Source organism: Streptomyces sp. W1SF4 (assembly GCF_003950035.1).
Lineage (GTDB): Bacteria > Actinomycetota > Actinomycetes > Streptomycetales > Streptomycetaceae > Streptomyces > Streptomyces racemochromogenes.
This window is the reverse complement of the sequence record NZ_CP034350.1, coordinates 4793390-4806610: the sequence shown is the minus strand read 5'-3', so window position 1 is coordinate 4806610 and position 13221 is coordinate 4793390. Positions and strand designations below refer to the sequence as shown.

Annotated in this window: 13 protein-coding genes; 7 read left to right on the top strand and 6 right to left on the bottom strand. The window is 72.4% G+C overall.

The features are described from left to right. Positions 1-11: 11 nt before the first annotated feature. The 3 genes from D1J60_RS22640 to D1J60_RS22630 are packed head-to-tail and all read left to right on the top strand — an operon-like array spanning position 12 to position 3564. Positions 12-536: a PadR family transcriptional regulator gene (locus tag D1J60_RS22640; RefSeq protein ID WP_125601119.1), complete on the top strand. Its 525-nt coding sequence runs from the start codon at positions 12-14 to the stop codon at positions 534-536. Continuing rightward, positions 533-1219 carry an ABC transporter ATP-binding protein gene (locus D1J60_RS22635; RefSeq protein ID WP_125822325.1) on the top strand — a complete coding sequence of 229 codons (687 nt, stop codon included), beginning with the start codon at positions 533-535 and terminating at the stop codon, positions 1217-1219. Before D1J60_RS22640 ends, D1J60_RS22635 begins: the two co-directional genes overlap by 4 nt. Then, the gene (locus D1J60_RS22630; RefSeq protein ID WP_125822324.1) at positions 1216-3564 is read left to right on the top strand and encodes an FtsX-like permease family protein; all 2349 of its coding nucleotides are present in this window, start codon (positions 1216-1218) and stop codon (positions 3562-3564) included. Before D1J60_RS22635 ends, D1J60_RS22630 begins: the two co-directional genes overlap by 4 nt. Positions 3565-3582: 18 nt before the next feature. On the opposite strand, the gene D1J60_RS22625 is transcribed toward D1J60_RS22630, so the two are convergent. Next, a complete protein-coding gene (locus tag D1J60_RS22625; protein ID WP_125601109.1) occupies positions 3583-4530 on the bottom strand; it encodes a hydrogen peroxide-inducible genes activator in 948 nt (315 codons plus the stop codon). 124 nt (positions 4531-4654) lie between these two features. On the opposite strand from D1J60_RS22625, the gene D1J60_RS22620 reads away from it, so the two are divergent. The 3 genes from D1J60_RS22620 (at position 4655) to D1J60_RS22610 (ending at position 6224) form a co-directional block, all read left to right on the top strand. Beyond that, positions 4655-4984: a hypothetical protein gene (locus D1J60_RS22620; protein WP_125822323.1), complete on the top strand. Its 330-nt coding sequence runs from the start codon at positions 4655-4657 to the stop codon at positions 4982-4984. A gap of 142 nt (positions 4985-5126) precedes the next feature. Beyond that, positions 5127-5681, top strand: a complete 555-nt coding sequence (locus D1J60_RS22615) for a peroxiredoxin (protein ID WP_007266254.1) — start codon at positions 5127-5129, stop codon at positions 5679-5681. Between the two features lie 3 nt (positions 5682-5684). After that, positions 5685-6224 carry an alkyl hydroperoxide reductase gene (locus D1J60_RS22610; protein ID WP_125601103.1) on the top strand — a complete coding sequence of 180 codons (540 nt, stop codon included), beginning with the start codon at positions 5685-5687 and terminating at the stop codon, positions 6222-6224. A gap of 78 nt (positions 6225-6302) precedes the next feature. On the opposite strand, the gene D1J60_RS22605 is transcribed toward D1J60_RS22610, so the two are convergent. The 5 genes from D1J60_RS22605 to D1J60_RS22585 form a co-directional block, all read right to left on the bottom strand. Continuing rightward, positions 6303-6986, bottom strand: a complete 684-nt coding sequence (locus D1J60_RS22605) for a hypothetical protein (protein ID WP_125822322.1) — start codon at positions 6984-6986, stop codon at positions 6303-6305. After that, positions 6970-8328, bottom strand: coding sequence for an AI-2E family transporter (locus tag D1J60_RS22600; protein WP_125822321.1), 1359 nt, complete (start codon positions 8326-8328; stop codon positions 6970-6972). The genes D1J60_RS22605 and D1J60_RS22600 overlap by 17 nt, the downstream gene beginning before the upstream one ends. Positions 8329-8445: 117 nt before the next feature. Further along, positions 8446-9171, bottom strand: a complete 726-nt coding sequence (locus D1J60_RS22595; RefSeq protein ID WP_125601094.1) for a transglycosylase SLT domain-containing protein — start codon at positions 9169-9171, stop codon at positions 8446-8448. A 411-nt stretch (positions 9172-9582) separates the two neighbouring features. Then, entirely contained in the window at positions 9583-10899 is a 1317-nt protein-coding gene (locus D1J60_RS22590) for a PhoH family protein (protein ID WP_125822320.1), read from the bottom strand. A 307-nt stretch (positions 10900-11206) separates the two neighbouring features. Next, positions 11207-11968: an isoprenyl transferase gene (locus tag D1J60_RS22585; protein ID WP_125601088.1), complete on the bottom strand. Its 762-nt coding sequence runs from the start codon at positions 11966-11968 to the stop codon at positions 11207-11209. Between the two features lie 127 nt (positions 11969-12095). On the opposite strand from D1J60_RS22585, the gene mgrA reads away from it, so the two are divergent. Further along, positions 12096-13133, top strand: a complete 1038-nt coding sequence (gene mgrA, locus D1J60_RS22580) for an L-glyceraldehyde 3-phosphate reductase (protein ID WP_125822319.1) — start codon at positions 12096-12098, stop codon at positions 13131-13133. Positions 13134-13221 lie beyond the last annotated feature (88 nt).

The following is a 13221-nucleotide window of genomic DNA, read 5'->3' as shown; positions in this document are numbered from 1 at the left end:
TAGTCGCCGCCATGTCCATCGGCCACACCCTGCTCGGCCTCCTCGAGGCCGGCCCGCGCCACGGCTACGACCTCAAGCGCGCCTTCGACGAGACCTTCGGCCACGACCGCCCCCTCGCCTACGGGCAGGTCTACTCGACCATGTCCCGGCTCCTGAAGAACGGCCTCGTCGAGGTCGACGGGGTCGAGAGCGGCGGCGGTCCCGAACGCAAGCGGTACGCGATCACCGACGCCGGCGTCACCGACGTCGAGCACTGGCTCTCGCAGCCCGAGAAACCCGAGCCGTACCTCCAGTCGACCCTGTACACCAAGGTGGTCCTGGCGCTGCTCACCCACCGCAGCGCCAACGAGCTCCTCGACACCCAGCGCGCCGAGCACCTCCGGCTGATGCGCATCCTGACCCAGCGCAAGCGCAAGGGCGACATCGCCGACCAGCTGGTCTGCGACCACGCGCTGTTCCACCTGGAGGCCGACCTGCGCTGGCTGGAGCTCACCGCCGCCCGACTCGACCAGCTCGCCCGGGAGGTACGCCGATGACCCCGGCCGGCACCCTGCTCGCCGCCGCGGACCTGCGCAAGTCGTACGGGCCCACCAGGGCCCTGGACGGCGCCGGGTTCTCCATCCACCCCGGCGAGGTCGTCGCCGTCATGGGCCCCTCGGGCTCCGGCAAGTCGACGCTGCTGCACTGCCTCGCCGGGATCGTCACCCCCGACTCCGGCACCGTCACCTACAACGGCCGCGAGCTGAACTCCATGAACGACGCCGAGCGCAGCGCCCTGCGCCGCGGCGAGTTCGGCTTCGTCTTCCAGTTCGGCCAGCTCGTCCCCGAGCTGACCTGCGTGGAGAACGTGGCCCTTCCGCTGCGCCTGGCCGGCACCCGGCGCAAGGAGGCCGAGGCGACCGCGCTGCGCTGGATGGAGCGGCTCCAGGTCGAGGACCTCGCCGCCAAGCGACCCGGCGAGGTCAGCGGCGGCCAGGGCCAGCGGGTGGCCGTGGCCCGGGCCCTGGTCACCGGACCCCGGGTGATCTTCGCGGACGAGCCCACGGGCGCCCTGGACTCCCTCAACGGCGAGCTGGTGATGCAGCTCCTCACCGAGGCCGCCCGGTCGGCGAACACCGCCGTCGTCCTCGTCACGCACGAGACCCGCGTCGCCGCGTACTCCGACCGCGAGATCGTCGTGCGCGACGGCCGCTCCCGCGACATGGAGCCGGTCGTATGAACGCGCCCGGCAAGGCCCTCGTATGGTCCCGGGACCTCTCCATGGGCGTGCGGTTCGCCTTCGGCGGCGGCCGCGAAGGGTGGCTGCGCACCCTCTTCACCGGCGTCGGCGTCGGCCTCGGCGTCGCCCTGCTGCTGATCGGCACGGCCGTCCCGGGCGCGCTCGCCGCCCGCGGACAGCGCGGCGACGCCCGCTCCCTCCTGGGCGCCCCCACGGCCGCGGCGCCCGGCCGCGACACCCTGCTGATAGCCCGCGCCGACATGACGTACCGCGGCCAGGACATCGAGGGCCGGCTGCTGGAGCCGGAGGGCCCCGACGCCCCGCTCCCGCCGGGCCTGAAGGCCTTCCCCGCCCCCGGTGAACTGGTCGTCTCCCCCGCCCTGCGCGAGCTGCTGCGCTCACCCGGGGGCGCGCTGCTGCGCGAACGCCTCGACGGCCGGATCGGCGCCGTCATCGGCGACGCCGGCCTGACGGGGCCGGCCGAGCTCGCCTTCTACCGGGGCGCCGACGACCTCCCCGCGACCGGACCGGGCGAGCTCCGCGTCCAGCGCGTCACCGGCTTCGCACCCGATCCCAGGCGCCCGGAGCTCAGCCCGGTGCTGATGCTCACCGTCCTGCTGACCTTCGTCGCCCTGCTGCTGCCGGTCGCCGTGTTCATCGCGGCCGCCGTCCGCTCCGGCGGGGAGCGGCGCGACCAGCGGCTCGCCGCGCTGCGCCTGGTCGGCGCCGACGGGCGGACGGTCCGCCGGATCGCGGCCGGCGAGGCGCTGGCCGGAGCGGTGGCCGGGCTGCTGCTGGGCTCCGCGTTCTTCCTGGCCGGCCGCCGGCTGGCCGGCCACCTCTCCCTGAGCGGGCGCAGCGTCTTCCCGGCCGACCTGACCCCCGCGCCGGGGCTGGTCGCCCTGGTGGCCCTCGCCGTGCCGGCCGCGGCCGTGGCCGTGACCCTGTTCACGCTGCGCGGGGTCGTCATCGAGCCGCTGGGCGTCCTGCGGACGGCGACGCCGCGCGGACGCCGCGTGTGGTGGCGGCTGCTGCTGCCGCTCGGCGGGCTCGGGCTGCTCCTGCCGCTGGCGGGCCGCGGCGACGGCGGCGGCCGGTTCAACCAGTGGCAGGTCGGCGGGGGCGTGGTGCTGCTGCTGGTCGGGGTCACCGCCCTGCTCCCCTGGCTGCTGGAACGCTGCGTCGGCCGGCTGGGCGCCGGGCCCGTCTCCTGGCAGCTCGCGGTCCGCCGCCTCCAGGTCGCCGGCGGTCCCTCCGCCCGCCTCGTCAACGGCATCGCCGTGGCCGTCGCCGGGGCCATCGCCCTCCAGATGCTCTTCTCGGGCGTCGCGGGCGCCGTCACCGAGGAGACCGGGCAGGACCCGTCCCGGGCCTCCGTCGCGGTCATGCTGCACGGCGGCACCGAGTCCCGTCTCGAGGACGTCGGCCGCCGGATCGCCGGGACCCCGGGCGTCACCCGCGCCGTCCCGCTGAACACCGTGGGCGTCGCCCGGCAGGTCCCCTCCCCCGGCTCGCCCGACCTGACCATCGGCAGCTGCCAGGCGCTCGCCGAGGTCGCGGAGCTCGGTCCCTGCCGGGACGGTGACGTCTTCGTCCTTGCCGGCGGCCCGCTGGAGGGGGCCCCCGCGCCCGGGGACCGGGTCTTCGCCGGCGACGTCAGGATCTCCGCCGACGAGTCGGCCCGCCTGGGCGGGAAGACCGTCGAGTGGACCGTCCCGGCCGGCGCCCGTACCGTCCGCCCCCGAGAGGACCCGACGGGCGCGCTCCGCACCGGCCTGCTGGCCACCCCCTCCGCCGCTCCCAAGGACATGGGGCGCGCCCAGTTCGCGCAGGTCTACGTACAGCTCGACGACTCCGTGCCGGACGCGCTGGAGCGGGTGCGCACCGCCGCCTTCCAGGCGGACCCGCTGGCCACGGCGATGACCCTGCGGTCCACACAGGAGGACCGCGCCTTCTCCGGCATCCGGGCCGGGCTGTTCTTCGGCGCGACCGGGGTCCTGCTCCTGATCGGCACCAGCCTGCTGGTCGGCCAGCTGGAGCAGCTGCGCGAGCGCGGGAGGCTGCTCGCGGCCCTGGTCGCCTTCGGGACCAGGCGCTCGACGCTGTGCCTGTCGGTGCTCTGGCAGACGGCCCTGCCCGTGGCCCTCGGGCTGGCCGTGGCGGCGGGCGTCGGCATCGGGCTGGGCGCGGTGCTGATGGGCATGGCGCACGTCCCGGTGCGGGTCGAGTGGAGCCAGGTGCTCCTGCTGACCGGCACCGGCGCGGGGCTGGTCGCGGCGGTCACCCTGCTGAGCCTGCCGCCGCTGCTGCGCATGATGCGCCCGGACGGACTGCGTACGGAGTAGCGCGCGGAGCCGTACGTCCTACTCCGCCGGCCAGACCGGGAGCGGGCGTACGGCTTCGCGCAGCGCCGCCGCGATGGCCCGGAACTCCTCCTGCCGGGCGGTCCCCGTCCGCATGGCCAGCGCGATCCGCCGCGAGGGCGCGGGCTCGGCGAAGTAACCGGTGGCCAGGTACTCGTTGCGCGCGGTCTCCAGCCGCAGCGCGGTGCGCGGCAACAGGGTCACGCCCAGTCCCCCGGCGACCAGTTGTACGAGGGTGGACAGCCCGGCGGCGGTCGTGGTGACGGCCGCACCGTCGGCCCGGCCCGCCTCGCGGCAGATGTCGAGGGCCTGGTCGCGCAGGCAGTGCCCCTCGTCGAGCAGCAGCAGCCGCAGGTCGCGCAGTTCCCCGCGCGGGATGTCGCGGCGCCCGGCGAGCGGGTGCTCGCGGGGCGCGAGCAGGACGAAGTCCTCGTCGAAGAGGGGCAGTTCGGTGACCCCGGGGACGCCGAGCGGCACGGCGAGCAGCAGCAGGTCGAGCCGCCCGCCGGACAGCCCCTCCAGCAGCGAGGAGGTCTGCTCCTCGTGCACCTGGAGGTCCATCCGGGGGTAGCGCCGGTGGAAGAGCCCGAGCACGGTCGGCAGCAGGTAGGGGGCGACCGTGGGGATTACCCCGAGCCGCATGATCCCGGTGAAGGGGGCCCGTACGGCCTCGGCCTCCTCCAGCAGCCCGCCCATGGCGTCGAGGACCGTGCGGGCCCGGGCCGCGATGCGCTCGCCGGCCGGGGAGAGCAGCACCTTGCGGGTGGTGCGCTCCAGCAGCTGGACGCCGAGGGCCTCCTCCAGTGCGGAGACGGCGCCGGAGAGCGCGGGCTGGCTCATGCCGATGGCCGCGGCCGCGTCCCGGAAGTGCAGGTGCTCGGCGACGGCGGCGAACGCCCGCAGCTGTGCGAGCGTCGCCTGCTTCGCCCCCCTGTTGCCGACAGCCACTGATAGGTACCTCCGATCACCCGCCACCAGCCTAGGCCGTGTGCGCTGCGGGCCGCGCCGTGGCGCGTGAGAGTGGAGGCAGGGCGAGGAGGGCCCGGCCGGGGCCCGCGCCCGGGAGGCGATCATGAACAGGCTCTCGCGGACCGCCGTGCTGGCCCCGCTGGCGGCCGCACCGCTGCTCCTGGGGCCGGTGGCCGCGGCCCACGCCGTACCGGACGCGCCCGCGGCCGCGTCGTACGCGGTCACGGCCGGCGCCCGGGCCCCGGAGGGCGAGCGGGTCGCCGGGGCGGACGGGGACGCTCAGTACGACAAGGGTTTCAGGAAGGGCTTCGCGGCGGTGAAGGCGGACTGCGGCGCCAAGCCGCCGAACGACCTGCGCTCCCTCGACGCGGACTACCAGCGGGGCTACGCGAACGGTGCCGCGCTGGCCGCCAGGACCTTCTGCGGCGGCTGAACCCGCATTGATAGGCAAGCCTGATCAGCGCGACCGGCCTTTGCGATTTCCGCGATCAATGTCGCTGTGCCAGCATGTGAGACCGTCCAACCCCTTCGGAAAGCCCCCAAAAGGGTCCCTTTCCGCTCTGCAAGGAGTCAGTGTGCTCACTGTCGGTGACAAGTTCCCCACCTACGATCTGACCGCCTGCGTCTCTCTCGACGCCGACAAGCAGTTCGCGCAGATCGACCACAAGTCCTACGAGGGCAAGTGGCGCGTGGTGTTTTTCTGGCCCGCCGACTTCACCTTCGTCTGCCCGACCGAGATCGCCGCGTTCGGCAAGCTGAACGACGAGTTCGCGGACCGCGACGCACAGATCCTCGGCGTCTCCGGCGACTCCGAGTACGTCCACCACGCCTGGCGCAAGGACCACGCCGACCTGCGTGACCTGCCCTTCCCGATGCTGGCCGACGTCAAGCACGACCTGATGCAGGCCTGCGGCGTCGAGGGCGAGGACGGCTTCGCCAAGCGCGCGGTCTTCATCGTCGACCCGAACAACGAGATCCAGTTCGCCATGGTGACCGCCGGTTCCGTGGGCCGTAACCCCAAGGAGGTCCTGCGGGTCCTCGACGCCCTGCAGACCGACGAGCTGTGCCCCTGCAACTGGAACAAGGGCGACGACACCCTGAACGCCGGCGCCCTGCTGGCCGGTGAGTGACGGATGTCCCTCGACACCCTGAAGTCGGCCATACCGGACTTCGCCAAGGACCTGAAGCTGAACCTCGGTTCGGTCATCGGCAACCAGGACACCCTGACCCAGCAGCAGCTGTGGGGCACCGTCCTGTCCTGCGCGATCGCCGCCCGCTCCCCGCGCGTCCTGCGTGAGCTGGAGCCGGAGGCCAAGGCGGCGCTGTCCCCGGAGGCGTACAACGCCGCCAAGTCCGCGGCCGCGGTCATGGCGATGAACAACGTCTTCTACCGGACGCGCCACCTGCTCTCCGACCCGGAGTACGGCACGCTGCGCGCGGGCCTGCGGATGAACGTCATCGGCAACCCGGGCGTGGAGAAGGTCGACTTCGAACTGTGGTCGCTCGCGGTCTCCGCGATCAACGGCTGCGGCCAGTGCCTGGACTCGCACGAGCAGGTCCTGCGCAAGGCGGGCGTCGACCGCGAGACGGTCCAGGAGGCCTTCAAGATCGCCTCGGTGATCCAGGCCGTCGCCGTCACCCTCGACGCGGAGGCGGCCCTGGCCGCCGAGTAGCCGCCCCCAGGGGTGCTCCCGAGCACCGCGGTGCCCCCGCAGCCCTTCCGGGCTGCGGGGGCACCGCGCGTTCGCGGGTCACTTCTCGCGCAGCCGGACCATCAGTGCGCGCATGTCCTCGACCATCGCCGCCTTGACGGCGTTCTCGTCGAGGTCGCCGCCCTCGCCGTCCTCGCCCGGCCACCACTGGACCCTGATGGTGAGGACGGCCCCGCCGTCGAGCACCTGGAGCCGGGGCGCGGCGTCCTCCCCGGTGAACACCGCCCGCTCGCCGAGGCCGGGGACCAGCTGGGGCTCCACGGACGGGGACCTCAGGTACGGGTTGACGGCGGGCCCGTGCCCGAACTCCGCCTGCGGGTCGGTCTTCTTGTGCAGTTCGACCTGCACCTGCGCGTCATGGGTGAAGGGGCGGTCCTCCCGGCCCCCGGTGGAGAAGCAGTGGGACCAGTCCAGCGCCGGGCTCTCGCCGTGGCTCGGCATGCCCACGCCCATGCCGCCGAGTACCGCCCCCACGGCCTTCAACGGGACCTCGCCGCACAGCTGCTCGCTGTGCCGGTACGCGATCGGCGGCCCCGCGGCGGCGTGACGTTCCTGCACGACGAGCACCCCGGCCCACACGGCGGAGGCCAGCACGGCCCCGCCCAGGGCCCACGCCCACGGGGCGCGGCCGCGCCCCTCCCGGCCGGGTCGTGCGGGCGGGCCCGCGAGTTCGGCCGGGGAGGCGCCGGCCCAGTCCCCGTCGAGCTCAGGCTCGCTGATCATCCCCGGCCTCCAGCGCGGCGGCCCGCACCGCCGTGGCCCCGTGCGGGCCCGGACCCGTGGCGGCGGCCGCGTGGTGCCGCTCGCGCGAGTAGGCCCTCAGGTAGACCACCACGGTGTTGGTGACGGCCACCAGCGGCACCGCGACGACGGCTCCGCCGATGCCCGCGACCATCCCGCCGGCCGCCACCGCGAGCACCACCGCGAGCGGGTGGACCCGTACGGCCCGGCCGAGGATGAAGGGCTGGAGCACGTGCCCCTCGATCTGCTGCACCGCCAGCACCACGCCCAGCACCGCGAGCGCGATGACGGGCCCCTGCGTCACCAGCGCCACCACCACGGCGAGCGCCCCGGAGATCACGGCGCCGACGAGCGGGATGAAGGCGAACAGGAAGATGAACACGGCCAGCGGCACGGCCATCGTCACGTCGAGGAAGTACAGGCCGAGGCCGATGAACACGGCGTCGATCAGCGCGACGAGCACCGTGCCGCGCACGTACGCGGTCAGCGTGCGCCAGGCGCGCGGGCCCGCGCCCGCCACGCCGGGGCGGGCGGCGGCCGGGACGAGGCCCAGCACCCAGGTCCAGATCCTCTTGCCGTCGTAGAGCAGGAAGAGCGTCGAGAACATCGCGAGCAGCATGCCCGTCAGCACCTCGACGAGGACCGTCACGCCCTGGAGGCCGGCGGAGGTGATCTCCTCGGTGTTGGTGCCGATCGTCTCGCTGAGGTTCTTCGCGATGTCGTTGATCTGCTTCTCGGTCACGTGGAACGGACTGTCCAGGGCCCAGCTCTTGAGCTCGTTGATGCCCTCGCGGAGCCGGTTGGAGAGGTCGTCGAGGTTCTCCATGACCTGCCAGACCACGAACCAGCCGACCAGCCCGATGATGACGAAGCCGAGGATCGCCGTGACGGCCGTGGCGAGCCCGCGCGGCAGGCCGAGCCTGCGCAGCCGCACCACGAACGGCTGGAGCAGCGCGGTGACGAGCAGGGCGGCGGCGAAGGCGAGGACGACCAGCCGGACTTCGCTGATCACCTTCATCAGGACCCAGAGCATCCCGGCGAGCATCAGCAGCCGCCAGCTCGCCTCGGCGGCGACCCGCACCCCCCACGGGATGACGGTCACCGGGTCGGGCCGCGCGGGCGTCCGGAGCGCCGCGGGAGCGGCCGGGTCCACGGCGGCCGGTTCCGCCGCCGGGGCGGAGGCGGAAGAGGCGGAAGTGGAGGCGGGCAGCGGCGGTTCCCCGGCGGCCTCGGCCTCGACCTCGGCCCGCCGTTCGTCCAGGGCCGCCTCCATCCGGCTCAGTCTGCTGCCGAGCCGGCCCAGCCAGCCTGCCCTCTTCGCCATGTCGTTCCTTTCCCCCGCCCAGTGGTGACGCCTCGCACGACCGTACACGCGAGGAACCCCACACCGTCGGACGGTGCGGGGTTCCCCGAGGTTGTGCGCGGGCCCTATGCCGGGGCTCTAGTACCAGCCGTTGGCCTGGTGGAAGCTCCAGGCGCTGCACGGGCTGCCGTAGCGCTCGTTCATGTAGCCGAGGCCCCACTTGATCTGCGTGGCCGGGTTGGTGCGCCAGTCGGATCCGGCCGAGGCCATCTTCGAACCGGGGAGCGCCTGGACCAGACCGTAGGCTCCCGAGGAGGAGTTGACGGCCTTGTAGTTCCAGGTGGATTCCTGGTTGATGATGTTCGAGAAGCACTGGAACTGGCCCGCCGGGACCAGCTGCCGGGCGATGTCCTTGACCTGGGCGACCGTGTAGGAGCCCTGGACCGGGAAGTCGCCGGCGTCGCGGGCCGCGGAGCGGCTGGCGATCTCGCCCTCGCCCTCGCGCTGCTCCTTGAGCTTGGCGTCGGCCTCCGCCTTCTTCGCCTTCTCGGCCTCGGCCTTCTCCGCCTCGGCCTTCTTGGACTTGGCGTCCTCGGCGGCCTGGATGCGGGCGGCCTCCTCCACCGAACGCTTGGCGTCGGTGTCGGCGGCGTGGGCGAGGGTGTCGGCCTGCTGCGCCAGGGTGGCGCTCTGGACCTGGGCCTGCTCACCGGCCGGCAGGTCGGTGAGGAGAGTCGCGCCGGAAGCGGTCGTCTCGATGTCGTTGGAGGCGGCGTCGCCAGTGGCGACGCCCACGACTGCGCCGACGGTGGTGACCGCGGTGGCCGAAGCCACTGCGAACCCCCGGACCGAGATCCGGCTCACACGGTGTCCTTCCAGCAGCGTCCGCAGTGACCGCGCGGCCGCGAGAGTGCCCCTCGACACTGGTCTCCGTGGTGTTGAGGTCACCGGAGACACGGGCCCGTGGGCAACTCCCTTCCGGGGGCTGCCGGCTGTACCGGGCGGCATACGGACATCGGCTGTGGAGTTGTTCGTACTGCGCGCATCTCAACGGAGATACAGGTGTGCCGTATGCGGGGCCTGACGGAAACCAGACTCTGCCGGACCTCGACGCCGCAAGGCAATTCCACGTTGCGTGTGAAAGGTCACACCTGCTGCGATGCCGGTGATTCGGGAAAACTCCTGTGCAGCAGGGCGCCGCCCGGCTAGGCTCTGCGCCTTTGCCGGGCGGCGCCAACTGACCGTCCCGCTATGGGGGTTTTACCCCGTTCCCTCCTAGAGGGTCTCCAGCATCTCCGTCACCAGTGCGGCGATCGGGGAGCGCTCGGAGCGGGTCAGCGTCACGTGGGCGAAGAGCGGATGCCCCTTCAGCTTCTCAACGACGGCGACCACTCCGTCGTACCGGCCGACGCGCAGATTGTCGCGCTGGGCCACGTCATGGGTGAGAACGACCCGCGAATTGGCCCCGATCCGGGACAGAACGGTCAGCAGGACGTTGCGCTCCAGGGACTGGGCCTCGTCCACGATGACGAACGCGTCGTGCAGCGAACGGCCGCGGATGTGGGTGAGCGGCAGGACCTCCAGCATCCCGCGCCCGAGCACCTCCTCGATGACCTCGCGCCCGGCGACCGCCGAGAGGGTGTCGAAGACCGCCTGCGCCCAGGGGCTCATCTTCTCCGCCTGGTCGCCCGGCAGGTAGCCGAGCTCCTGGCCGCCGACCGCGTACAGCGGGCGGAAGACCATGACCTTCTGGTGCTGCCTCCGCTCCAGCACCGCTTCCAGGCCCGCGCACAGCGCCAGCGCCGACTTTCCGGTGCCGGCCCGGCCGCCCATCGAGATGATCCCGATCTCGGGGTCGAGGAGCAGGTCCAGGGCGATGCGCTGCTCGGCGCTGCGCCCGTGCAGCCCGAAGGCCTCGCGGTCACCCCGTACGAGCCGCACGTTGCCGTCGGCCGTGACGCGGCCCAGGGCCTTGCCCCGCTCCGACTGGAGGACCAGCCCGGTGTGCACGGGCAGTTCCGCGGCCTCCGGGACGTGGAGCCGTTCCTCGGAGTAGAGGAGGTCCACCTGCTCCCCCGACAGGGCGATCTCGCTCATGCCGGTCCAGCCGGCATCGGTGATGGCGAGCTCCGCGCGGTACTCCTCGGCGAGCAGCCCCACGGAGGAGGCCTTGATGCGCAGCGGGAGATCCTTCGAGACGACCGTGACGTCGTAGCCCTCGGCCTGGAGGTTGCGGGCGACCGCGAGGATCCGCGAGTCGTTGTCCCCGAGCCGGAAGCCCGCCGGCAGGACGCCGGGGTCGGAGTGGTTGAGCTCGACGCGCAGGGTGCCGCCCAGATCTCCCAGCGGGATGGGGGCGTCGAGGCGACCGTAGCGGACCCGGAAGTCGTCGAGCAGGCGCAGGGCCTGACGGGCGAAGTAGCCGAGTTCGGGATGGTGCCTCTTTGCCTCCAACTCGGTGATCACCACGATCGGGAGCACGACCTCGTGCTCGTCGAAGCGGGAGAACGCGTTGGGGTCGGCCAGCAGGACGCTGGTGTCGAGGACGTAGGTCCGCCTGTCGGGCAGGCGGCGCTTTGTGCTGGTCACCACGGAAGGACGTACCCCCTCGGAAGAGGTCGGGCCATGAAGACCGGACCGGTCATCGGCGCCATTGCCAGGGCCGAGTTCCGGCCCTCCAATCCGTCCGTGCGAACCGCACGCGCGTCCTGGTGCAAAGGGCCTCCCGGGCGGACGGCCCTGTGCCGTCCGCTGAGATTCGACACCCGTGGATCGGGCGTCGACCTGCCTGGGTTATGCCCTCGAACGTGCGGTGCCATGCCATGGCATATGACGGACGCTCGGTGAACCCCTGGTGAAGGGTTCGCGGGAGGCCGAGGGGGCGGGGGGTGTCTTCCGGTCAGGTGCCGTACCGCCGGTGGCGGGCGGCGTAGTCGCGCAGGGCGCGCAGGAAGTCGACCTTGCGGAAGGCCGGCCAGAAGACCTCGCAGAAGTAGTACTCCGAGTGGGCGCTCTGCCAGAGCATGAACCCGGAGAGCCGCTGCTCGCCGCTGGTGCGGATCACCAGGTCGGGGTCGGGCTGACCGCGGGTGTAGAGGTGCTCCGCGATGTGGTCGATGTCCAGGACCTCGGCGAGCTCCTCGAAGGAGGTGCCCTTCTCGGCGTGCTCCAGCAGGAGCGAGCGGACCGCGTCGGCGATCTCCTGGCGGCCGCCGTAGCCGACGGCGACGTTGACCAGTATCCCGTCGACGTCGTGGGTGGCCTGCTCGGCCTCCTTCAGCACCGTCTGGGTCCGCGCGGGCAGGATGTCCAGGTTGCCCACGTGGTGGACGCGCCAGCGGCCGTCCTCGGCGAGGCCCCGGACCGTGTTCTCGATGATGTTGAGCAGCGGCCGGAGCTCGACCTCCGGCCGGTCCAGGTTGTCCGTGGAGAGCATCCACAGGGTGACGACCTCGACGTCCGTCTCGGTGCACCAGCCGAGCATCTCGGAGATCTTGTCGGCGCCGGCCTGGTGGCCCTGCTCCGTCGTGCCTCCGGAGGCCTTCGCCCAGCGCCGGTTCCCGTCCAGGATGACGCCGATGTGCTTGGGCGACGCGTCATGGTCGAGGCGGCCTTCCACCCGGCGTGCATAGAGCCTGTACACCAGGTCGCGCAGCTTCACGATCTTCGAGCCCCTCCGTGCAATGCCCCCGTGCCAATTGCGGTCTCCCCCGAGTCCGCCACACTACTGCGCGTCGGGATCGGGTACCCAACTCGGTCGGTCACAGGTCCGTGATAGCAAGGACAACGTGACTGATAACAATCCCTATCGGGCAGAGCCCTCGCGATACGACTCCATGCCCTACCGGCGCACGGGTCGCAGCGGCCTCAAGCTCCCCGCCATCTCCCTGGGCCTCTGGCACAACTTCGGGGACGACCGGTCCCTGGAGTCCCAGCGCGCCATCCTGCGCCGCGCCTTCGACCTCGGCGTGACCCACTTCGACCTGGCCAACAACTACGGCCCGCCGCCCGGTTCCGCCGAGCTGAACTTCGGAAAGATCTTCGCCCAGGACTTCGCGCCCTACCGCGAGGAGCTGGTGCTCTCCACCAAGGCCGGCTACTTCATGCACCCCGGCCCGTACGGCGAATGGGGCAGCCGCAAGTACCTCCTCGGCTCCCTCGACGCCTCGCTGAAGCGGATGGGCGTGGACTACGTCGACGTCTTCTACTCGCACCGCTTCGACCCGCACACCCCGCTGGAGGAGACCATGGGCGCGCTCGCGTCCGCGGTCCAGCAGGGCAAGGCGCTGTACGTCGGCGTGTCCTCGTACACGGCGGCGCAGACGGCCGAGGCCGCCCGGATCCTGACGGACATGGGCGTGCGCCCGCTGATCCACCAGCCCTCGTACTCCATGATCAACCGCTGGACGGAGGAGGACGCGCTGCTGGACACCCTGGAGGAGGCCGGCATGGGCTGCATCTCCTTCGCGCCGCTCGCGCAGGGCATGCTCACCGGCAAGTACCTCCAGGGCATCCCGGAGGACTCCCGGGCGGCCGCGGGCAAGTCCCTGAACCCGGAGCTGCTGTCGCAGGACGTGGTGCGCCGGCTGCGCGGCCTGAACGAGATCGCGGCCCGCCGCGGCCAGTCGCTGGCCCAGCTGGCGCTGACCTGGGTGCTGCGCGACGAGCGGATGACCTCCGCGCTGATCGGCGCGTCGAGCGTGAGGCAGCTGGAGGAGAACGTGGCCGCACTGGCCGGTGCGCCGCTCACGGAGCAGGAGCTGAAGGAGATCGACTCCTTCGCGGTGTCCACCCCCGGCACCAACATCTGGGCCCAGCGCGGCTGACCTGCGCTTTTTCCCTGAGGGCGGGTGGAAAGAAAAACGGGCCGGTCCGTGGGGGGGATACGGACCGGCCCGAGGGGGGGGTTCCACC

What these genes read in the sequence shown, in the direction of transcription:
- D1J60_RS22640 (WP_125601119.1), top strand. Translation starts at nt 12, where the DNA reads ATGTCCATCGGCCACACCCTGCTCGGCCTCCTCGAGGCCGGCCCGCGC.
- D1J60_RS22635 (WP_125822325.1), top strand. Translation starts at nt 533, where the DNA reads ATGACCCCGGCCGGCACCCTGCTCGCCGCCGCGGACCTGCGCAAGTCG.
- D1J60_RS22630 (WP_125822324.1), top strand. Translation starts at nt 1,216, where the DNA reads ATGAACGCGCCCGGCAAGGCCCTCGTATGGTCCCGGGACCTCTCCATG.
- D1J60_RS22620 (WP_125822323.1), top strand. Translation starts at nt 4,655, where the DNA reads ATGAACAGGCTCTCGCGGACCGCCGTGCTGGCCCCGCTGGCGGCCGCA.
- D1J60_RS22610 (WP_125601103.1), top strand. Translation starts at nt 5,685, where the DNA reads ATGTCCCTCGACACCCTGAAGTCGGCCATACCGGACTTCGCCAAGGAC.
- D1J60_RS22605 (WP_125822322.1), bottom strand. Translation starts at nt 6,986, where the DNA reads ATGATCAGCGAGCCTGAGCTCGACGGGGACTGGGCCGGCGCCTCCCCG.
- D1J60_RS22600 (WP_125822321.1), bottom strand. Translation starts at nt 8,328, where the DNA reads ATGGCGAAGAGGGCAGGCTGGCTGGGCCGGCTCGGCAGCAGACTGAGC.